Annotated in this window: 22 protein-coding genes; 15 read left to right on the top strand and 7 right to left on the bottom strand. The window is 54.7% G+C overall.

The genetic code is table 11. From position 1 onward, the window contains the following. Positions 1–419: 419 nt before the first annotated feature. The 6 genes from P1X16_RS27155 to mobC (P1X16_RS27130) form a co-directional block, all read right to left on the bottom strand. Positions 420–1817, bottom strand: a complete 1398-nt coding sequence (locus tag P1X16_RS27155) for a hypothetical protein (RefSeq protein WP_277235673.1) — start codon at positions 1815–1817, stop codon at positions 420–422. Between the two features lie 135 nt (positions 1818–1952). Next, a complete protein-coding gene (locus P1X16_RS27150; protein ID WP_277235671.1) occupies positions 1953–3770 on the bottom strand; it encodes a DUF3945 domain-containing protein in 1818 nt (605 codons plus the stop codon). Positions 3771–3904: 134 nt separating this feature from the next. Continuing rightward, positions 3905–4270, bottom strand: a complete 366-nt coding sequence (locus P1X16_RS27145) for a hypothetical protein (protein WP_277235669.1) — start codon at positions 4268–4270, stop codon at positions 3905–3907. Then, entirely contained in the window at positions 4267–6282 is a 2016-nt protein-coding gene (gene mobC, locus P1X16_RS27140; protein ID WP_277235667.1) for a conjugal transfer protein MobC, read from the bottom strand. The genes P1X16_RS27145 and mobC (P1X16_RS27140) overlap by 4 nt, the downstream gene beginning before the upstream one ends. A 54-nt stretch (positions 6283–6336) precedes the next feature. Beyond that, complete coding sequence (locus P1X16_RS27135; RefSeq protein WP_277235665.1) at positions 6337–7269, bottom strand: relaxase/mobilization nuclease domain-containing protein; 933 nt, start codon at positions 7267–7269, stop codon at positions 6337–6339. Then, positions 7266–7598, bottom strand: a complete 333-nt coding sequence (gene mobC, locus P1X16_RS27130; protein WP_277235663.1) for a plasmid mobilization relaxosome protein MobC — start codon at positions 7596–7598, stop codon at positions 7266–7268. Before mobC (P1X16_RS27130) ends, P1X16_RS27135 begins: the two co-directional genes overlap by 4 nt. Before the next feature lie 594 nt (positions 7599–8192). Between mobC (P1X16_RS27130) and P1X16_RS27125 the strand changes: the two genes are divergently transcribed. From P1X16_RS27125 to P1X16_RS27055, 15 genes are all read left to right on the top strand, one after another. Next, complete coding sequence (locus P1X16_RS27125; protein ID WP_277235661.1) at positions 8193–8963, top strand: ParA family protein; 771 nt, start codon at positions 8193–8195, stop codon at positions 8961–8963. A 12-nt stretch (positions 8964–8975) separates the two neighbouring features. Next, a complete protein-coding gene (locus P1X16_RS27120; RefSeq protein ID WP_277235659.1) occupies positions 8976–9455 on the top strand; it encodes a DUF3408 domain-containing protein in 480 nt (159 codons plus the stop codon). A 97-nt stretch (positions 9456–9552) separates the two neighbouring features. Beyond that, positions 9553–10230, top strand: a complete 678-nt coding sequence (locus tag P1X16_RS27115; RefSeq protein ID WP_277235656.1) for a hypothetical protein — start codon at positions 9553–9555, stop codon at positions 10228–10230. Positions 10231–10298: 68 nt separating this feature from the next. After that, complete coding sequence (locus P1X16_RS27110) at positions 10299–10640, top strand: DUF4134 domain-containing protein (RefSeq protein ID WP_277235654.1); 342 nt, start codon at positions 10299–10301, stop codon at positions 10638–10640. Positions 10641–10644: 4 nt separating this feature from the next. Next, positions 10645–10962 (top strand): DUF4133 domain-containing protein, encoded by a 318-nt coding sequence (locus P1X16_RS27105; protein WP_277235652.1) that lies wholly within the window; start codon positions 10645–10647, stop codon positions 10960–10962. Continuing rightward, complete coding sequence (locus P1X16_RS27100) at positions 10959–13427, top strand: TraG family conjugative transposon ATPase (RefSeq protein ID WP_277235651.1); 2469 nt, start codon at positions 10959–10961, stop codon at positions 13425–13427. Before P1X16_RS27105 ends, P1X16_RS27100 begins: the two co-directional genes overlap by 4 nt. A 40-nt stretch (positions 13428–13467) precedes the next feature. Continuing rightward, a complete protein-coding gene (locus P1X16_RS27095; protein WP_277235650.1) occupies positions 13468–14049 on the top strand; it encodes a hypothetical protein in 582 nt (193 codons plus the stop codon). Between the two features lie 40 nt (positions 14050–14089). Then, complete coding sequence (locus P1X16_RS27090; protein ID WP_277235649.1) at positions 14090–14743, top strand: hypothetical protein; 654 nt, start codon at positions 14090–14092, stop codon at positions 14741–14743. A gap of 2 nt (positions 14744–14745) precedes the next feature. Then, a complete protein-coding gene (locus P1X16_RS27085; protein ID WP_277235647.1) occupies positions 14746–15384 on the top strand; it encodes a hypothetical protein in 639 nt (212 codons plus the stop codon). After that, positions 15384–16460, top strand: coding sequence for a conjugative transposon protein TraJ (traJ, locus tag P1X16_RS27080; RefSeq protein WP_277235645.1), 1077 nt, complete (start codon positions 15384–15386; stop codon positions 16458–16460). Before P1X16_RS27085 ends, traJ begins: the two co-directional genes overlap by 1 nt. Positions 16461–16472: 12 nt before the next feature. After that, entirely contained in the window at positions 16473–17090 is a 618-nt protein-coding gene (gene traK / locus P1X16_RS27075; protein ID WP_277235643.1) for a conjugative transposon protein TraK, read from the top strand. 11 nt (positions 17091–17101) lie between these two features. Further along, complete coding sequence (gene traM / locus P1X16_RS27070) at positions 17102–18385, top strand: conjugative transposon protein TraM (RefSeq protein ID WP_277235641.1); 1284 nt, start codon at positions 17102–17104, stop codon at positions 18383–18385. Then, the gene (gene traN, locus P1X16_RS27065; protein WP_277235640.1) at positions 18382–19341 is read left to right on the top strand and encodes a conjugative transposon protein TraN; all 960 of its coding nucleotides are present in this window, start codon (positions 18382–18384) and stop codon (positions 19339–19341) included. The genes traM and traN overlap by 4 nt, the downstream gene beginning before the upstream one ends. Positions 19342–20250: 909 nt before the next feature. After that, a complete protein-coding gene (locus P1X16_RS27060; RefSeq protein WP_277235638.1) occupies positions 20251–21036 on the top strand; it encodes a ParA family protein in 786 nt (261 codons plus the stop codon). After that, positions 21026–21466 carry a hypothetical protein gene (locus tag P1X16_RS27055; RefSeq protein ID WP_277235637.1) on the top strand — a complete coding sequence of 147 codons (441 nt, stop codon included), beginning with the start codon at positions 21026–21028 and terminating at the stop codon, positions 21464–21466. The genes P1X16_RS27060 and P1X16_RS27055 overlap by 11 nt, the downstream gene beginning before the upstream one ends. 229 nt (positions 21467–21695) lie before the next feature. On the opposite strand, the gene P1X16_RS27050 is transcribed toward P1X16_RS27055, so the two are convergent. Then, the gene (locus tag P1X16_RS27050; RefSeq protein ID WP_277235635.1) at positions 21696–21836 is read right to left on the bottom strand and encodes a hypothetical protein; all 141 of its coding nucleotides are present in this window, start codon (positions 21834–21836) and stop codon (positions 21696–21698) included. Positions 21837–22013 lie beyond the last annotated feature (177 nt).

Raw genomic sequence — 22013 nt, 5'->3', positions numbered from 1 at the left:
CATACGGTCAGGCCCGGCAAAGAGGCGTTGCACACCCTTTTGCGCAAGACCCTTGACCTTCGTTGCGTCGGTCGATCCCAGAAATTTATTGACTCAAGTTCATGTTGTCCAGCTTCGAGTTTTCCACCTTTTTTTCTGTTATCGCTGGCTCTTTCGTCTTCGGCTACTTGGCGTGCTTTGCCTTGCAGGCAGTATTCGGCATTCGGATCGGCAACAAAAAAGACGGCGATAACGAAAGATCACTTTGACTAGCGGTAAACCCCACCGCTAGCTTCTGGTTGATGTTCGTGAACTTCACGAGAGTAGATTCCTGTCGCCCCGCAGCTAGTCTGTCCTAGAGGCCCCTGCTAAAGTGCACAGTCTTCCCGATTAGCTAGTCCTACTCTCACGGGTGAAACAGAAGGCTATCTAAAGAGCAGTCAGCGGCGAATCCCCCGGCGTCGGCTCGGCTCGTCGGCCTCGGGTTGCTCGGGCGCCTGGATGGCTGTTTTCCCCTTGAGATGCTCTTTTAGCTGGTCGTTCCAATCATTGGCCCGCGACTTATCGACCTCCAGCTTCACCCGCATGGGGTACGATTGGATCAACGCTTGATTGAAGAAAGCCAGGGTATCAAGGCGCCTGGGAATGTGGAACTTGTAGTTGTTGTCCGCTTCCTTGTTGGCAATGATAAATTCATCCTGTAGGGTTGCCGATACGCCTACCCTCTCTGGCCCGGCCACTTGATGGTAGTGATCGGTTAGCCGTTGGTTGTAGCTGCGGGTCTCTTCGTGCAGCTTTTTGAAGTACTGATCCTGCGTGCAATGAATGCTGACGGTCAACAGGCCGGGCGTAATCCGTTCGATCTGCATCGCGGCCGTAGGGTGAGCTAAGCCGGTGATCAGCTTCGTGTCACCTAAGTGTCCCTCCACATTGTTGCCGAAGGCCAGCTTTACCGTTTTCAAGTTCTGGTCGGTGACGAGCCGCCGCAGCTCGGTCACCTGGTTGTCGGTCAGATGGCCGGAAGTGGACGCATACAGGGTATAGTTTGGCCGCTTGAGCTGAAAGTGCGAGAGGCTGTCTAGGGCACTTTCAGATACCACAAGCGTATGCGTCCTGGCTCCCTCATGGGAGAGCCACAGCGCCGACGAGGTAAGCGAATCCGCCGCGTGGCCCTTGAAGCCAATGGTTTTGATTTCGAGGCCGACAATCTTGTCGCGGTAGAGTTGCGGAAAGGCCGTATGTAACACCTTGTACGCGTGGCCATCCTTGCGTTTGCCCTCGTGAAGGTGGTTGAAAATTCGCCCCTTAAAACAAGGTTCATTCAGCACTTCGTCGCTGATGCCTCGGCTATTGAGGTAACCGGTGTCATGGAGCGGAGTGGTCTTGAGCAGGAAGTCCGGTAGGTACTGATCCCCGCGCTGCACTGGCTCCATGGCTTGCTGCAGCGCAGGGCTTACGGTGCGCTGTTGCGCGGGCACAGCAAGAAACCGACGGGCATTATCCAGCACGCTGGCCCAAATACTTTTACCTGGCGAGGCCGTAATACCGGGGATGCGGGGATTTTCGATGCGGTACTTGATAAAGTCAATCACGTTGCCCTTGTCGCGGTCATCGGCTCGATTGAAATACAAGTAGTCTCCTGACGGCGCCTTGTAAATGATTACTTGGTCCAGGTTCACCTTCCCCCGGTAATCGAATACATGAAACTTGCCTCGCTCAAGCGAGGGGCCGCTCTTAGCCCGATGGTGCTGGTAGCCTAAAGTGAGCACGAGGTCAACCAAGTTGAGATCCTTTTTGACCTGGTTGAAGTTCAGGTCGGATTCACGTGGTTGCTGCATACAAGAGAGAATGGGGGAACCGTTGCATGAGAGGTAGGTGTGTGTAGTAGGACGTGGGGGTGCAATAAAAAAGAAAATCAGCTCCCGATTAACTCGGAAACTGATTTTCTGATAATCAATACGGCTTTACAGGCTTTATATCCGAACTCCGCGGCGCGTTGAGCCTTCCATCTGCTCCATCTCCTGCTTTGCCGGCTCATAAAACCTGGCATTCTTGCAGCTGATCGTCCGCTTGAGGGGGTCCAGTTGCAGGGTCGCATCAAAGCTGCGATTGTTGCTTATCATCCCCTCTACCTGGAGGGGCCGCCCCTCTAATAACTCTTGGCGCTGGTCGGGCTTTAGGGTAACGCCGTGCAGCACCTTCGGCACCTCGAAGCCAGCACGGGGCACGGCCACCACTTTATTCATCTCCTTATCCACGGTCAGGTAACCCGTAAAGGGTTGGCCCTTGCCGTCCTTCAACCCGTCGGCCAATACGACCCCCACCTGTTGCAGCTGCTCCTTCATGAGGGGCGTAATGTCCTTGCCCATGATTTGCTTGGGGATTTCCAACCGATGCTTCGGCAGGTCAAAGCGTAGGGTGGCCACCCCATCGGCGTCACGGTGTAGTACGAGCTTGGCCGCAAACGGAACTGGTTCGCCCTGCAGGTTGCGGATAACAAACGAGGGGATCAGGTCGGTCTTCTTGCCTTCGAGTAGCTTTTGCAACTGGCCGCTCTTCTCGAGGTCGGCCGCCTGCACCCCCATCTTCGCCAGTAAGTTGAAGGGAATATCCGCTATGGTAAAGCCTTTCGGTTGAGCTAGTGCGCCCCGGCGGTTCGCTAAGTTTTGCTCAGCCAATGCCTGCGCCTGTGCCCGTACTGCGGGACTCAGCAACGAAGCTACTTTTTCCTGCACGGCGGGCGCGGGCTGCAGGTCGGCCGCCTGTTGCTGAGCAGGAGCCTGCGGGGTGCTTGGTGCCGCCCTAAAGCCAACGGTACCCTTTTCGGTGACTCTCCACCCATCGGCCGTACGCTCCAACCGGGTAGGCGATTTCACTTCTAAGAACTGTTTGTCTGCGTCTGGCTTGCCCACTACGGAGTAGCAGCTCCCAGTCGTACTTGCCAGGGCATTGATAATCATCCCGTCGGCACCAGAAGCCGGGAGCATAATAGCTTTGTTGGCATCCCGGGGGTCTACTTGTAGCTGATACAGGGAATAGTGTTCCTTCTGCCGGCCGAGTACCTCATGGAGAAGCTTCCCGTCCGGGAGGGGTGGCGCATTCACGTAGATAACTTCCTGCGGACGGGGCTGCACACCTGCTGGTGCGGCGGCGTGGCTGGTAGGCTCCAGCATCTTTTCAGTTGATACGTGTACTGGCGGTGAGGCCTGTTGCCCAATAGGTGCGGGCCTGTCAGATACGGTCTGTGGCTGCTGAATCCGCGCAGCGGAAGCACTCGACTCCAGCATGACATCAGGGTTGGGCTTTTCAGAGGGTTTCTGCCCGGCCTTGTGGGCCTGGCTGAAATTGTCGACGAAATTGCTAACAAAGCTTACAACCACCCCATTTCGAACCGTGATGTTGAGCAGGCCCGCCCCATCCAGGGCTTGGCCGGCCTTCCGTAGGTTCTGGGCCTGCGGCATCTTCCTGAGCTCGGGATCTTTTTCAATGACTTCCCAAATGCTCTTCAGCACCTGGCTCACTGACTCGCCCTGCAAGGCATTATTCTGCTGCAATGGTCGCGTGCCAACGGCGACCCCTATCACCTTAGCCGCTTGCTCCAACTGCGTGGCTTCCACCTGCTTCCCACGCTTGCGCAGTGCGTCCGCGACCGGTTGCGCATTATTGATAAAATCATCCCGCGTCTCATCAATATTGATGGTTGCCGGTTTCTTGATTTCCGTTGCTGACCCTGTTAGTCGGGGGGCAAAAGACCCGCCAGACCCTACTGGAGGTTCGGTTTCTTGTGACATACACCTGTTATTAAATGAGTTATACCACCTGTCCTCCTTCACGGGGCCAGCCTAAACAAATATAAGAATTTGCTCCTGCTGTTATCACTATTTAATAACTGTAAAATGAATAATCGTTATACCATATTCAGTTCTTATTCAGCCAACTCATCAATTAACGCATCCACGTCTTTACTTAAATCTCCTTTGAGCTTGTTGAGCTTGTTGATGACTTCCCGAGAACTTACCGTCTTGGTGTTCTCACTTAATGCCAGCTTCGAAGTGCCGGAATTATCTGGCAACAGCACCCAACTGATATTGTAGCCCTTGCCGTGATAGAACAGCAACAACGTAACCAACCCTTCAATACTGCCCGCTGCTGACTGCTCTAACCGGGCCACTTGGTTAAGGGTGAGCCCGGTTTCGGCTGCTACTCTTCCCTGCGTCCACGCGTCTTCCCCTGGGCGCGCTAACTCGTCACGAATGATGGAGAGTCGCTTACCGATCTGGTTTCTATTCATTTCACTTTCTCTTTCTTGGATTTGATTAAGTGCTGCAAGTTGGGGGCACTGGCAATCCTTTCCAATTCCTGCTTGACAATGCGGGCAATGTCGTCCTTGATGGCCTTGTAATTCACTCGGATAACCTCGTCTGTCTTATCCTCTCCGGTTATTGGATCCGCGAAGCTGGTAATGTGGGGAATAGGGGCATAAGCCGCTTCTTCCCGCTTGGTTTTCACTACGTCCACTTCAATCTTAGCGTGGAAAACCTTCTGGCTGATCTCTTCCCCGAAATTATCGGCCACGGCTCCCACGAACGTGCCTTGGCTCAGGTTGGAAATCTTGCTGGCCGGAATCATCTGGTCGAGCTGCGTGGAAAGACTGCTGCTCGTATCGCGGCTGTTGACGCTCAAACTCTGGCGCAGTTGCAGAATGCGACCAAAGCGCTTGCTTAAGTTTTCCGCACTCTCCCCCGACACCTGACCCGCGATGACGTTGCCGATGGTATTCTGAATGACCGTCGCTTCTGCTTTGCCGTAATCGCGGTCTAGCTGGCTCTTATCCTGGATGCCCAAGCAGGTGGATACCTTGTTACTGCGCGCGGTGGCAATGAGCTTATCGAGGCCTTTAAAGTAAATGGTCGGCAGCTCATCAATGATCAGCGAGGACTTGAGTTTGCCTTTCTGGTTGACTAGCTTCACGAGCCGGGCATTGTAGAGGCCCAAGGCGGCGCCGTAGATGACTTCGCGGTCGGGGTTGTTGCCCACGCACAGCACCTTGGGCTCGGCCGGGTTGTTGATGTCGAGCGTAAAGTCATTGCCGCTCATCACCCAGTAGAGCTGCGGGGAGGCCAAACGGCTAAGCGGAATGCGGGCGCTGGCAATCTGCCCTTCCAACTGCTCCATCGCGTCGCCCTCGTAGGCGGAAACGAACGGCCGCACGTAGTTTTCAATCTCGGGGTACGAGCCCAGGATGGGGAACATCTCGTGGTACTCGCGCCCCAAAAACTCGATGACGTGGGGGAAGGTGCAGTACTTGCCGTTCTCGTAGAGCTTGAGAAACCAGATGATGGCCGCCACGAAGTTGATGGGCGACTCGACGAAAAATTCGCCCTGCTTTTCGATCCACTTCTTGTTGAGGTTAAGCATGATGGTGGCCGCCGATTCGTAGGCGTCCACGATGTCGGTCATCGTTTCTGGCAGCAGCGGGTTGCAGCGGTGGCTCTTGCGCGGATCATCAAAGTTGATGACGTAGAAGCGCACCGGATGTTGAAACTTGTCTTGGTTTTTCAGCAGCTCGTTGTAGACGATACAACTCAGGTCGTCGAACTTGAAATCGTAGACGTACATGGCAAAGCCCTTGGCCAGGTGCTGCTTGATGAACTGGTTGATGACGGCAAACGACTTCCCTGAACCCGGCGTGCCATACACGACGGTCGCCCGAAACGGATTCACGATGTTGACCCACCCCTGGCGCTGCTTGCCTTTCAAAAGGTAGGTAGTAGGCAGATTCACGGAGAATTCGTTTTCCATTTTCCGCTCTTCCTGCGGGAAGGTCTCGTTCGCCAGATTGAAGAGATCGCTCATCAGATTCACCTTCAGCAGCCGGCTGATGGAGTTGCCCGCCCGCAGCAGCAGTAAAAAGCCTACGCCCATTGTGCCGGCATACCAGGCCGTGACCGCGGCCGGTTGGTAGGGCAGATCCAGGAGCAGGGCGCTCCCAAAGAACAAGGTTGCCCCCAACAAGAGTCCTCCTACAATAGGCGTCCACGTTTGGTCTTCCTTGGGCTTGCCCCGCGTACCTAGACAGGAAAGCGCTAAGAATACGAGGGCGGCTAGCTTCGTCACATAGGGCGCATCAAACAGGGCCGTCTTGGTGCTAAACCGCGTTAATAGCTTACCCGACCAAGCCGCCGTCAAGTGCTGCTCGGTAAAGAAGTTGTAGCAGTAATAGTACACGTGCAGCAGCACGAGGAAAATGCTGATCAGGCGCATAAAGTCCATGATCTTCTTGAGGCCTCTTTCGTCTTCCATGGCTAGGGGGGTAGTTGGTAGATGAGTTTCTTGCTGGGTGTCACGCGTAGACCCCTAAAGCTTCGGCCGGCGCCGACGTCGGCGTACTTCATTCTCGTTTATCTCGGCATCATCGGCGAGGACCCCTACGCCAGGCCCCGACTCGTCGGCCAACTGAATCAGTGCCGTATCCTGGCTGCTGGCCGGGGGAACTAGTCCTGGTTTGCCGGGCAATGAGGGGCAGATTGTGCACACAGCTTCGCGGCCAAAAGCGTTGAAGTGGTCCCGCAACTGCTTGGCTTTGATGCCTGCCTCAGTGCCTTTCACGCTGCTTGCCTGGTAGCGAAAGCTCGTGCCCACGAGCAGGCCTTTGGCATCGCGCTTAAAGGTGGGGTCGATTCCCTTCGTCCTCAGGCGGTCGGTGAACTGGTCCAGGGAACGGATACGGTTATCCTGCAACGCGGTAGCCACTACCTCCCGAACATAACTGCGGGCCACTTCTTGGTTTGGGTCAAGATCCTTGGTGCTGAGCCGGCGTTCGGGCAGCGGTTTCAGGCCCAACTGCTCGCGAATCTGACGGGTGACCTTCACATTGCGGGCGTAGTTCTGATCAGAGCGCAGAGCCGGGCCACCGTCCATGGGCACCCGATTGATGTAGATGTGAATATGGGGGTGCTGCTTGTCCTTGTGCTCATAGACCGCTACTTGGTGCCGCTCCAAACTTGCCCCCATCAACTCACAGTAGAGGGCGGCCGCCCGCAACTTCAACTCTTTGGTTACCTCCTCCCCTGGCCCCCACGACAAGACGGTGTGCCACACCGGTAATTTAATTCGGTCGCTCATCTCCGCCACGGCGCGCATTTCAGCTGCCATTCCGTGCACGCTAGTGCTACCCAAATTAGCCACGCTCAGGAGCTCGGCCTGCTTGTTGGTGCGGTCCGAACGCAGGCCCGCACCGTACTCTAAAGCACCAGAAAAGTCGTTGCCGGTAACCGTTTTCGCAATCATTTCAGGATTTCTAGTAGGCGGTTTAGCAGATCTGTTAACTGCGCGGAACTCACAGAATTGAGTTTGCCCGCGTTGGCTAGGCGCGTGAGTTGATTGAGATTATTAACTGACCCGGCAATAAGACGCCGCAAATCAGGGGGTACCTTTTCGACAATCTTTTTTCCTAGTGCTGCGCGTCGCACGTAATCGTTGGTGCTAAGACCGGCTTTCTCGGCTTTACCTACGATGATTTTCTTGTCCGCCCTCGAAATACGCACGTTGATGTGCGTGTCTTTAATTGTGCTTTTCTCTGCGGGTGATGCGAGATCAGGTACGTCGGCTGTTTTCATGTTGGGCACTGGATTAGGGTCTGCGTCAGCAAGACGAGGGGAATAGCTTGCGTCAATTACCCGGGGGTCTTAGTAAGTGCGAACCGCAGGTTTGTGCGCACAAAGACATGGCTTGCTGACCAATATGTAAGGGACTAAAACAGAGGTAGTATTTCGATAAGAACACTGTCAACGTAGGCAAAAATCTGCGCACTATCAATCACTTTTCTTGAACCTCAACTAACCTCCTGCACCAGACATAATGGTATGATTTAATATGTAATTAATTGAATAATTATGTAGTTATAGCCTTACGTAACTATGCAATTATTTGACTACCTAACTAGGGCTGTGACCTCACCAATAGTTAGGTACGTCCCTGCTTATTTGCTCTGACATCAACGCAACTGTGCAACCCCGTATGGATTTATGTGAGCAAGTAGCTAGGCAACAAAACGGAAAGTTGAACGATATGATCTTTTCATTTTTATCTAAATAAATATTGCTTTAATCATCAACACTTCTAAATTTGTAAACAGTGAAAGAGTTATAGGATTTGTTAGATACGTGCTGCCGGTAGACGGTTGTCCTCTCCACTACTCCCCCCTCTTCTTTATGAGTTCGACCAAGTTTATCTCGATTTCGTCGCAGAAAGGGGGCGTAGGCAAAACGACCGTCAATATTCTGGCTGCCTCGATTTTTCACTTCCTGGGTAAGGAAAGCGTAGCCGTTATTGACTGCGACTATCCTCAGCACTCTCTGGAGGGTCTGCGCCACAAAGAGCTGGCGCACTTACAAGCCAATCCCGACAAAGCCGCCGAATTCCACGCGTTGGGCCAAGCTTCCTACCCAATTATTGCGTGCGAGGTAAAAGAGGCCTTGAGCGTTGCCAAAGAAATGGAGAACCAATACGATTTGGTCTTTATCGACACGCCCGGTACCATCAACGTACCGGGTCTGTTGGAACTATGGAAGCAGCTGGACTATGTCTTCATGCCCTTGGAAGCGGATGTACTCAGTGTCGAGGCCACTATCCCTTTTGCTGCTGCTCTGGAAAACTTCGCGAAAGGCCAGCCCGGTAGCCGGTTAAAGGAATACTACGCTTTTTGGAACAAGCACATCAAGAGTGAGAAGCAGGCCTTTTACCAGCGCACAGAGGAGTTATTTACCGAGCAAGGTATTCCCTTTCTGCAAAGTCGGTTAGAGCACAGTGTCAACTACAAGAAGGAGGCCATGCGCTCGACCATGTTCCCGCTGTCCAAGGAGTTCATGCGGTTGGGCATCAGTAATCTAATTCAGGAGATGGCGCACATCATTTTTGCCAGTGAGGTGCCTGATTCTGCGAAAATTAGTCCTGTAACCGCCACTGCCTCAACCAACTGCTAACCTACCCACCGCATGGCTGCCTCCCAGAACGCAACTCCCGACGTGACGGCTTTTGTCAGCACGTTCACCCGTAAGCCCCTACCTACCGCTGAACCCGGCGGCAGTTCGGAAGCAAATCTTTCCTCTGCAACTGATTTGCCCAGGCAAGCTAGCCCCGTTTCCGAGAGTATAGCGCCAACGCTGAAGGTAGAGCGCTCGGAGGATACCAATAAACAAACGGAAAGAAGGGAGGTAGTCTCTGCCGAGCAGGCCGGCCGGATCAACTATGCGGCTACCTTCCTAACGCCGGTTCGCGGCCGCAAGCTGAAGGCCGTCTACATGGACGAGGACACGCACAATGCCCTCGCCGTTATCACCCAAGCCAGCGACGGCACCCCGTTAGCGGACTTGCTGATCAATATTATCAAGCAGCATTTCGAAACCTATGGCCCTGACATCCGGGCCTTCGTGAACGAGCAGGAAAAGAAGAATAAGAAGCGCCTGCCCTACTAAGCTTCCCTCACTTAAGGCACTGATTTACATAGCCCTAAAAAAGGGGTGTTAGTTACTGCTTTGCCCTTTCCATTCCTCACTATACTCGCCCATCGTCATGTTTAAAATGATCTCGTGGTCCCAATACTTAGGTGTCGCGGCCCTGCTACTCGTCGTGTATTATGCCTATGTGGCCGTAGTCTACTACCGCGCGGAGTTGACCGCGCTGGTAACTGGTAAAGGCAAAATAGTAACTCGCACCGTTGGGCAGGCGGTTATGCCTTCTCTTTTACCAGAGAACGGCCCGCTGATCCCTAAGGCAGCTATCGTGATGCCGATTGCGGCCGAACAGCACCGCAAACCAGAGGAAACGGAAGGCGAGGAGGGCGAGGATGGAGAAGTAACGGCTGCCCATCCCAATAGGGTAGCTGTCGAGTCGTCTATTGAAGAAACGGAGGAATACAGTCATGATGAAGAGGAAATAGCTTCGGAATCATATAATGAAAAAATCAACAGCTCGACAGCAGCAGAAATTACTACTACCGAAGTTGCTGCAGAGGACGCGGAAACCGAAAATGAAGAAGTGGCGATCGACTATACCGTTGGGGTAGCGCAACTAAACCACTTTCTCGAGCGGGCCGCGGCCGGAGAAATGACCCAACAGCAGATCGAGCGGGAAGTACCTGCGCTGGAGAACACCGAGGTACTGATGGCTTTCTTCCAGAAGAGCACGAAAGCCGCGCAGCGGCTTACCGCCAAGGTGTACGCCCAAGTAGAAGAGCCTGTCGCCAACTAAATTCCTTGGTGCGCTTTTACCCTTTTCTTTTTCACTTAATCCATTTCTTACTCTTACCCTTTACTGCCATGTTCAACAAACGCCAAACACTCAGAAATCAAAGCAAGAAGCAAGTCCTCGGTACTGCCTTTCTTATGCTTGCTGTCGTAGCCACCGCGAACGCGCAAGGCGGCCTCGGCGCCGGTACCACCGGCATCGAGGAGGCCACCACCGCCATCACCGACTACTTCGATCCCGCTACGCTGCTCATTTATGCCATCGCCGCCATCGTTGGCCTGGTGGGCGCTATCAAGGTGTTCTCTAAGTGGAACTCGGGCGACCAGGACACGCAGAAAGCGGCCATGAGCTGGTTCGGCAGCTGCATTTTCCTCGTGGTGGTGTCCACCATCCTGCGCGCCTTCTTTCTCTAGGATCATGACCCACTACCCACTGAATAAGGGGGTCAATAAACCGGTCGAATTCAAAGGGCTAGTCGGCTCACGCTACCTCTTTCTGCTGCTCGGGGGGCTCGGCGGCGTATTCTTGGGCTACATCGCCCTCTACGTCGCTGGCCTGAGTTCCTATCTAACGCTACCCCTGGCGGTTGGCAGCGGCTTCTGCTGGGTGACCCGGGTGTTTTCACTCAGTGCCAAATACGGCGAGCACGGGGCCATGAAACAGTTGGCCAAGAATCGGCAGCCCAAACGAATTGTGAACCGCACCCCCCACCTGTTTAAAGACTTGAAAGGATGAGTGAACTACTGCAACCGGCCGCTACGCTGGAAGAAAAGCAGCCGATCTACAAGGTGGAAGCCAACTGCCTCATCAGCAAGAACGCCGACGTGACGGTGGCCTTTCGCTTGGAGCTGCCCGAAATCTTTACGCTCTCGCAGCAGAACTACGAGAGCGCGCAAGCCAACTTCAGCAAGGGCGTGCGGCTATTCCCGAATCATACTGTGCTCCACAAGCTGGACGCCTTTATTGCCGATACGTACGCGCCGGGTTTCGAGCCGGACGCTACCCTGCTTTCGCACGCGTACCAGCAGTACTTCTACGAGCGGCCGTTCCTCAACCACTACTGCTATCTGTTCATCACCAAAACGGCCTCTAGTCGCGACAGCTGGAACAGCCTGCAAACCCTACTCTCCCGGGCTAAGATTGTACCCAAGGAAATGATGAGCGAGGAAACGCTCGCCGAGTTCTTCTCGTCGGTCGGCCAATTCGTGCGGGTGCTGACGGACTCGGGCATCGGGGTTACGCAGCTAACCGATGAGGACCTGTGCGGAACCGAAAGCACGACCGGCTTACTGGAGAAGTACCTGAGCCTGGACTTTCGCGACCACGCCCCCGCGGTGGATATTGATTTCACGGAGGGGTTGAAGGTTGGCGCCAAGTGCTGCAGTTGCTTTTCGCTCGGGCGCCTGGATGATCTGCCGGCTGCCTTGCCAACTGACAGCAAGTATGGCCCCTTAAGCAAAGACAACTCCCCCTTTTACGTGGGCTTTGCCGCCCCGCTGGCCTTGCTGCTACCGGTCAATCATATCTACAACCAGTACCTCTTCATCGATGACCACAAGAAGACGCTGAAGGCGTTCGAGAAGAAGCGCGACAATCTGAACGCGCTCTCGCTCTATTCGCGCCAGAACGCGATCAACAAGGAGTTTTACGACCAGTACCTGAACGAGGCGCACAGCTTCAATAAGCTTTCGGTACGGGCTCACGCCAACGTGCTAGCCTGGACCGAGAACCCGTCCGAGGAGAAGGCCCTGCGCGAAACGGTAGGCGCGGCCCTGACGTCGCTTACCTGTTCGGCCCGGCAAAACACCGTGGACATCGGGGCCTTGTTCTGGGCCGGCATTCCCGGCAACGCCGGCGACTTCCCGAGCGAAGAGACCTTCTACACATTCGAAGATGCCGCCACTTGCTTGTGGAACATAGAAACCAACTACCGCGACTCTTCCAGCCCGTTCGGCATTAAGCTCTCCGACCGAATCAGTGGGAAGCCCGTCCATGTCGATCTGTCGGACGAGCCGATGAAAAAGGGGATCATCAAAAACCGCAACAAGTTCGTGCTCGGGCCCTCGGGGTCAGGCAAGTCCTTCTTCACCAATGGCATGGTGCGCCAGTACCACGAGCAGGGCGCGCACGTGCTGCTCGTCGATACGGGCAACTCGTACAAGGGCCTGTGTGAACTCAAAGGGGGGGTCTATTTCACCTACGAGGAAAGCAAGCCGATCAGCTTCAACCCCTTTTTTGTAGTTGATAAGCCCGACGTGGAGAAGCGTCAGAGCCTGCACACGCTGCTGCTGACGCTCTGGAAGTTTGCCGACGAGAAGGTCACGCAGTCGGAATCGGTGTCCATTTCGAATGCCATCGCCCAGTACTACCAGCTGCTCGAAGCAGACCCGAGGATTGAAGCCGGCTTCAATACGTTCTACGAATTCCTACAAGGCCCGTACCGGGCCCACTTGGAAACGGTGAAGGTGCGGGAAAAGGACTTCGACTTGCACAATTTCCTCTACGTGCTCTCTCCCTACTACCGCGGGGGTGAGTACGACTACCTGCTCAATTCGCCTAAGCAACTCAATCTTACGCAGGAAAGCTTTATCGTCTTCGAGCTCGACAACATCAAAGACCACCCCATCCTGTTTCCAGTGGTAACGCTCATCATTATGGACACCTTCCTGCAGAAGATGCGCCAGCTGAATGGGGTGCGTAAGATGATCTTGATCGAGGAAGCCTGGAAGGCGCTGGCCACGGCTAACATGGCTGAGTACATCAAGTACTTGTTCAAGACGGTGCGTAAGTTCTTCGGCGAGGCCATTGTCGTCACGCAGGAGATCGACGACATTATCAGCAACCCCATCGTCAAGGACACGATCATCAACAACTCGCATTGCAAAATCCTGCTGGATATGAACGACTTCCTGAGTCGTTTTGACGATATTCAGCGCATGATGAGTTTGTCGGATAAGGAGAAGAACTTGGTGCTTTCCATTAACCGCAATAACCGCCCAGGTCCCAAATACAACGAAGTCTTTATCAGCCTGGGCGGCCGCCTCTCGAAGGTGTACGGGGTGGAAGTATCGAAGGAGGAGTACGTGACCTATACCACCGAGCAGACGGAGAAGCTGCCGCTGTTTGCCAAGGTCGAGGCGGGCATGCCGATGGAAGAGGCTATTCAGGTGTACGCCGAAGAGCTACGGCAGGCCGGATAGAACTAAAGGGAAGAAGAGACTATCACTATACAACCCCACTATGAAAACCACCGCTTTGTTCTTACTAGCTGGCCTGCTGCTCTCTTCCTGTGGGGAAGATGCCGCGTCGAAGAAGTTGGCTTCCGATACGGAGGCCCGCGTAACGGCTTCCATTCAGCAGATGCTCACGCAAGCCGGCGATAAAGCGGGTACTACGTCCTATATCAACGTGGTGCACAACTGGTATCAGAGTAAGGTGCCCAACCTGGTTAAGCTCAATCCTAAGACGGCGACGATTTACGAAACGCATGCGGCCATCCTGCAGGAAGTTGCGGCCAATGAACCCAAGCTGGTAAAGCATGCCCTTGTGACACCGGAGCAGGCAGAAGGCATCCGAACTGGCTATAAAAAGCTAGTCGACGAAAGCGCAGCCCGGGTGCAGGAGTTATCTGCCTTAGCGACGAGTGAAACGACAATGAGCGAGGCCGAGCAACTGAAGTACGTGTCGGACCTGGCTGAAAAGCAAACCCATCACTTGGCTCTGGTGAAATACTACACTAGGAGGACAGCCAATACGCTGACCTTGAAAGAGCAGAAACAAAAGGGGGAACAGTATCGACTGGAAAACTTCGGCCACTATTAAGCGGCTCTGACCCACCAAGCTTACTAACACTCATTAAGGTATGAAAAAGACACAGATTTTCTTGTGTGTGGCCGCGCTTTGCCTTTTTGGTAAGCCTACCGCCCACGCGCAGGCAGTAGTTTCCGCTCCCGTTTTAGAGGGCACCAATTTCATTCAAACCGGTTTGCAGGCTACCCTCAAGGCGCTTAATACCACCGCCAATAAGCTGGTCAACAACGGGGTAGTGGAGCAGGTGCTCACCAAGGGCTTCACCGAAAAGAACATGCTGCTGGCCAAGAGTTGGTACGACGGCTTGATGCAGGTGAGCAACACCATCAAAACCTATCGGCGGGTGCAACACATCTTTGAGCGGCAAGCGGCCATTATTACCATCTATTCTACCTACATCGGCAAGTTCAAGGCCGATCCGAATCTGTCGCCAGCGCAAGTGCAGGGCATGGTGCGCGGCTACACGGTACTGATTCAGGAGTCGGCTTCTTACCTGGATGATTTGACGGCTATTGTGTCCCCCCTCAAAGCAAAGATGACGGATGCGGAGCGGATGGAACTCATTGACGTGCTCGATGACAAGGTAACCCATCAGTACGACTTGGTGAGCTACTTCACCCGTCGCAACCTGGCTCTTTCGGCGCAACAGAGCAAGGCCCAACGGGATATGCAGACGATCAAGCAACTCTACGGCCTAGTTAAGTAAGGATGAAAAAGCTACTCCTTCTTCTGCTGCTCGCCTACCTACCGGAGATGGCACGCGCGCAATTCGTCGTGTCGGTGCCCATTGCCGAAGGGCAAGCTTCCAAGCAGGCCGGTCACCAAGGGTTTCTGACCACGCTTCGTGCTATTGGTAATACGATCGTCAAAAAGGGCACCAACCAGCAGGCCATCATTAAGCGCCTCACGGACCAGACGGCCCAGATGCACGAGGAATGGTATTCGAGCCTGCTCAAGATCAATTCTGTTGTACGCGATTATCAGCGAGTAGAGAAGATCTGGACTTATCAAAGTCGGACACTCGACCTCTACACGCAGAATATGAGCCAACTGCGTCAGAATCCCTACTTGACGCCCACGCAGGTGCAAGCCATGGTCAAGGGCTACACGGTGCTGCTGGCTGACAATGTGGGGCTGCTTGATGAACTGACCGTCATTCTCACGCCGGCCGTGGCGAAGATGACCGACGCGCAACGGCTCAAGTTCATCAACAGGATTTCCGACAAGGTAGTCCACCAGTATCAGCTCGTGGCCTACTTCACCAAACGCAATCAGGCCATTGCCGCGCAGCAGGGGCAAGCCGCCCGCGAATCCCAACTTCTCAAACAGCTCTACGGGCTCAACTAATGCTACTGCAAGTCTCACTTCCGGTTGAATCGCTCAACCAGCTGCTCGACAACCTCTACACTGAAATGTTGCCGCTATGCTCAGACATGATAAATATCGGCCGTGCGCTGGGTGGCCTGGGTGCCTTGGTGTTTATTGCCAGCAGAGTTTGGCGCACCATGGCCGCAGCCGAACCCATCGACGTGTTCCCACTCTTCCGGCCCTTTGTCATCGGAATGGTAATCGTCTTGTTCCCTTCAATGCTAGGCATTCTAAACGGAGTACTCGGCGGTATCTCCAGTGCCACCAACTCCGTGGTGCGCGTGCAAAATCAAAGCATCATCAAGTTACAGGAGCGGAAAAAAGCCCTGCTGGCTGCACGGCCTGAAAACGCGCCTTATGCGTCTGATGAGGCCTTCGAAAAGGAATTAGGAGCCAAAGACGTGTTGGACTTCGGGGGCAAAGCAGCCCTGTATTTCGACCGGCTCAGCTACGATGTGCAAAAGAACTTCCGAGAGTGGATGCGAAATGCGTTGGAGTTAGCCCATGATTCGGCCGCGCTAGTCATCAATACGATCCGCACCTTCTTCCTAATTATCCTTTCAATTATCGGACCCATCAGCTTTGGCTTTGCTATCTGGCCCGGCTTTGAGGGCACGCTCACCAACTGGATCTCCCGCTACATCAACACCTTTTTATGGTTGCCGGTAGCCAACATCTTCGGGGCCATTACGGCTAAAATCGAGGTAATGATGCTTGACCGGGACATTCATATAATTCAAACTAATGGCGATCTGGAGAGTGCTGATGCGGGCTACATGATCTTTTTGGTGATTGCTATTTGCGGCTACTTCACCGTGCCCTCAGTGGCCAGCTGGATCGTCGCGGCCAGTGGACTGAGCAACATTACCCGCTTTGCTACCAATCAGGCCGGTGCAGTAACCAACATGGCGGCTAGTACCGCCGGGGGGGTTGCCGGTCAGGTTGCCGGCCGGGGCGCGAACATGGCTGGCGCTATGCTTTCTGATGTGCGCCACAACACCGTGCCCGGCACGGTGGGCAATCAAGGCTACAAAAACACTAACACGGCCGCCTAATCAGCTACGACTATGTTTCGATCCCTCAAAAACATTGACTCGGCCTACCAACAGACGAAGACGCTGGCGCTGCTTTTCATGCTGCTTTGCTTCTCAGTGGCCGCCTACGCCATCTACGCAGCCCGCCAGACGGCTGCCGCCGCCCAGGGCCGTATCTACGTGCTCGACCAGGGCAACCTGTTGGCGGCCGTTTCGCACAACGTGAAGGAAAACCGCCCGGTCGAGGCGAAGAATCACGTCAAGCGCTTTCACGAGTATTTCTTCACCCTAGATCCTGATGCCAAGGCCATTGAGTACAACGTGAGTCAATCCTTGTTCCTGGCCGACGAAAGTGCCCAACGAGCCTACGAGAGCCTGAAAGAAAACGGCTACTACAACAACCTGATTCAGGCTAATATCAGCCAAGAAATCAAGGTTGACAGCGTCAGCATCAACTCGGCCTCTTACCCCTATTACGCCCGTTGTTACGCGCATCAGCAGGTGATCCGAGCGTCGACGATCACGAGCCGCCAACTCATCTCCGAGTGTTACCTGCGCGACGTCTCGCGCTCGAGCAACAACCCACACGGTTTCCTGATGGAGAAATGGCGGGTCATTCAAAACAACGATTTGCGCACCGAACGCCGCTAATTCCTACGACCATGGCGACCCCTCCTAAACTAACCCAAGAACTTTTGATGAAGCGTCGGTTGCTGCTCTTCATTCCACTGCCCACCTTCATCTGCCTAACCTTGCTTTTTTATATGGGCGGCGGCGGCAAGGGCGTGACCGCCGCGACGGCGAGTGCCCCTCCTGGTTCCATGGGCATTAATACGACCCTGCCTGCGGCCGGCAAATCTTCGTTGTTTGAAACGAAGCTGGAGGCCTACAAAGCCCCCCATGACAGCAGCCAGCGTGATAACCGGCTCGCCTTTACGCCTGTGGGAGAAGTCGGCGAGGCCACGAATGCGGCGGGTGACGCTACCATGTCGGGTACGACCGCTACCGGCCTCAACTATGCGGTGCAGCCAGGCCAGTCCTCCCAGCCCTACGAAGCCAACCAAGATCCCAATGTGATGGCTGTGCAAAGCCGGATGCAGCGCCTGCAAGAGCAGCAGCAGGATCCCGAAACGTCGCACAGTCGTTCGGGCGGAGGGTATGCCAGCAGCAGAGACTACAGCAGCGAGCGGGCTTACGAGCCGGCCCGCTCGGTTAAGGATGTAGAGCTAGAACAAACCATCAAGGAATTGGATGTTTTGCGGCAGCAATACGAAAAGCGGTTGCTGGCCCTGAACACGCCGGCGGCCCCTCCTCCTGCGGCGGCCCCGGTACCGAAACCCTCGGCCGCTCCCAAGCCGAAAGGCATGAGCGTGGTGAGCGAAGTACACCCCTCAGTGGTGACCCGCTTGGGCAGCCCGGCCCCAATGGGCACGCCGGTGGTGGTCGTGAATTCCGGCAATGCCTTCCACGGCCTGGGGGAAGCCACCACCGGACAGAGGAATGCCGTACCGGCCGTCATTCATGAGGATGTGGTCGTGACGCAAGGGTCGGTGGTGAAGATGCGCCTGCTTTCCGATGTGCAGCTAGAAGGACGAAGTATCCCACGCAACAGCTTTCTGTATGGCACCTGCCAGATTTCCGGTAACCGCCTCTCGATTGAGGCTACCTCGGTGCAGGTTCAGAATAGTGTGCTGCCCGTAACGCTGAAAGCCTACGATCTGGATGGCGGGGAAGGCCTGAGCATTCCCGGCTCCCTTGACCGGGACGCGGCCAAGCAAGGCCTGGCCAGCGGCACGAGCAGCGCCGACTTGCTCACGATGTCACCGAGTATGGGCGCGCAGGCCGCGGGCCTTGCGCTGCAAACCGGCAAAGCATTAGCCGGTAAGAAAATCAAGCTGGTCAAGATTCATCTCAAAGCCAACTACAACCTGCTCCTCAAATCATGAGCCTACTCCCCACGTTTGCCCGCGTCGGCCTTCTGGTCCTGACCGTAGGGGCCCTGCCCGCCCCGGCCCAACACGCTAGTGCGCGTCGGTCGATGACGCCGGCGCAGCTGCTGGGCAACTTCTCCGCCCCGGCCGCGCCGGCCGAAGCAGCCAGTGCCGGGCCGAAGATACTGCGCCTCGAGGAGCAGAACTACATCGGCTCGTACCACCTGGGCGTGGGCTTTCAGAAAACCACCCACCTGATTTTCCCCTACGCCGTGACGTACGTGGACTTAGGGAATGCCGGCATCATTGCCGACAAGGCCCAGGGGGCGGAAAACATCGTCAAGCTCAAAGCCAACCAGCCAAGCTTTCCGCAAACCAACATGACGGTGGTCACCGCGGATGGGCAGCTGTACTCGTTTTTAGTGGACTATGAGGCGAATCCCCGGGTGCTCACCTACAACCTGACCACGGGCACCGGCGCGGCCTCCCCTACCCTGCCGCTGGCCTTGTTCTCGCCCCTCAGGTTGACGCAACCCGAGATGGAGAACTACGCGCGCCTCGTCCTGAAGAAGAAGCGCATGCTGCGCACCAAGCAGGTCAAGGATGATATCACCCTGGCATTGCCGGGTATGTATACCACGGAGGAGCTGTTCTTCCTGCCCGTTTATATGCTCAACAAGTCCAACATCAACTACGACGTGGACTTCCTCAAGTTCTACATCCGCGACAAGAAGCTGGCCAAGCGCACGGCCATCCAGGAATCCGAGGTAGCGCCGGTGTTCATTTATAACGCGGGGCAAACCGTAATTCCCGGCCCGGGCGGCTTGGACCAAGTCTATGTGCTGCGCAAGTTCACCATCCCCGACGACAAGAACCTGGTCGTCGAGATGTTCGAGCGCGGCGGCGGCCGACATCTGACGTTTAACGTGAGCAACGACGATATTTTAAAGGCGCGCAAACTGAAGCGCTAGCCCGGCCCGGCAACAGCTTCACGAAGACGGAACAGAGTGTATTCTCTTTGCCCGCTGGCCTCATGTCGCAGGCCGGCGTTAGGTGCGGGTACTGCCTAGGCTCTGTAATTGCTGCTTCCCTCCCCTACTGGTTGGTATCTGACGCTTAGCCTGCGCTAAGCGAATGGTTTCTTCTTGCAATCAATCGAGATACGCGTAGTGTACGTACAGTACTTTATGTAAGTATTGTACGTACACTACGCGTTGTAATCATTTTAAATTTCAAGCTTTTGTTGCGCTAGCGTCCTACTACTCGCATCCCGCCACTTATTTGAACCCCGTTGCCGTCAAAAGCGATGGCTAATACCAGCAGCGTTTAATTTCACTTTTAAACTTCTGGCTTACGCCGGTGGGCCCTGCCCCTCTTATAGGGCAGCGCAGCCGCCCGGTTCTTACCGCAGCTGGGTTGCGGCCCCTTGTGTAACGGCTAACCGTAACCCGTTTTTTTTAGCTACTCGCTTCTCACATTCACCGAGGGAATCTGCTTTTATAATAAGAGGGGAATCGAATCAGCTTACCTGCCGGCGCCCTCGCCTTACCAGATAAATCAAGCTAGTAGTTCAACTTTTTTCCTAAGCCCTCGGGCAACGTAACAGTCATCGATAAATCTGGTACGTACAGTAATTATCGTACGTACACTGCTGGTGGTAATCGAATAGCTTACAATCAGCAGTGTACATTTCGTACTTCATAAATCGCGACTTGAAACAGCAAGCTTACTTGCATATAACTGATTATAAACAAGTTATAGTTTAAATAATTACTCTGATTAGTGTAACTATAAAGCGTAAATTAATTATATTAAGCACAATACTGGTTGTACGTACAATAAGTACTATACTTGTTCATCCATTATCTAGCACTTGTCTGATGGTTACAATTTGTTTAGCAAACAACAAAGGGGGAGTAGGCAAAAGCACTTCCGCCCTCAACATTGGCTTGGCCCTGCACAGCTTAGGTTACCGCGTGCTCTTGGTTGATTGTGATGCGCAATGCAACCTGACCATGGCGTTCAAAGGGGCGATAAGCTTAACCCCTAACTTAGGCACCCTGCTGGAGCCAAACTCCTCCGTAACCGTGGCCGCGGCAATTCATCCGATAGAGGAAGGGCTGGCCCTGCTTCCCTCGTCCTTGGACGTGAATTTGCTCGAGCAATACTATGGCACGCAAAAAGGCAGCGAGTTTCTTTTGCGCAAAGGGCTCGGGCCCGTCAGCGGGCACTACGACTTTTGCATTATTGATACGCCGCCCCACATGTCCGCCCTGTTGTACGCGGCCTTGGTGGCCAGCAACTGGGTGTTTATTCCCGTCCAGCCCGAGCGCTGGGGCTATCAGGGGTTAAAGACGCTGCTCGATGCTTGTGACCGAACCCGGGACTACTACAACCCCCAGTTGCAACTAGGCGGCATCTTCTTCACCAAGTACGCGGCGTCTTACCGCAGTCGTCTCCACCGGGATTTTGTGCAGCAGACCCGGGATCGCTTCGGCGACGCAGATGTGCTGCAGGTCAGCATTCGAACCAACCTGGCGCTGGCCGAGGCCGTGAGTTTGGAAACCAGCATCTTCGAGTACGCTCCTGATTCCCACGGCGCCCAAGACTACATGGAATTAACCCAAGCTATTCTTCACCGCGTCGCCGCTGTCCATGAGCACTAAGCCCCCTAAGAACCGCCCCAACTTCTCGAGCCTGGCCGACCCGGAACGCGTCACCCCCGCGCCCGTCATCCCCGCGGATCGTGCCAGCCTCTACGGCAATCGTACGCTGGCAGCCCCGGAGGCAATACCCTCCCCGCCGGTGCCGAGCCCAGAATCAACTATAGAGCCGGTAGGAGAGGAGGCTTCCGAGTTACCGCTCGATGCGAAGGTGCCCTATAACACCCTGATTACGAAAGGCACTTATATTCGCCTGGTCCAGCACGATTACTGGAATCGGGAAGACATGACCACCGCCGTCGAAAACGCGCTGCAGTTGTACTTGGGACGCTTTCCCGATGCCGACAAGCCCTTGCCGCCGCACGAATACCAGAAGCGCCTCAACGTTAAGAAGCTGCAAGGTCGCCCGCGCGCCAAAAAAGCCCCCCGGTAAACGATTCGTATCGATTTGCTACGATAGCCACTCACTGTGGCGCTCGCGCTAAAAACTTGGGTTTTCCGGTGGGAGCGCCAGAGGGAGTGGTGTTTTTTGCAAGAGGATAGCCCCACCAGGGTTTGTTGGCCGATAGGGTTTGGAAGTAGCCTAACCGCTGCACTTAAAGACATTCCGTCGGGTTCTTTCCCCAAACGCAATGCATTGGTATGTAACTAGTTATCCCAATTCATGCGTACCCAGTCCACAATGTAAGCGGATAGGGGAGAGCCCACTCTTTCAGCACCGACTCCGAGTGGTTCGCGGACGTTTCGGGCAAGGCGAGCAGTTGCTCCCGCTCGGCGGCGGAGAGCGTAGAACGACGGGGCATAAGCAACGGGCGTATGGGCAGACCAGTAGGCGAGCCGCGGGCGTCTCCCATCTGCTATGTCAGCACATTTCAACGTAAAGACTGTTTCTGCATGTTCACTAAAACGAACGTGGCTGTTGCAGAACCCTTCCTGTATTCTGGAGAAGCTATGCTTCATCGCCTCATTTATGGGAAATA

The organism is Hymenobacter sp. YC55 (genome assembly GCF_029433095.1).
Taxonomy (GTDB): Bacteria; Bacteroidota; Bacteroidia; order Cytophagales; family Hymenobacteraceae; genus Hymenobacter.
The sequence above is the reverse complement of the archived record's forward strand: the minus strand, read 5'-3'. Positions and strand labels throughout refer to the sequence as shown.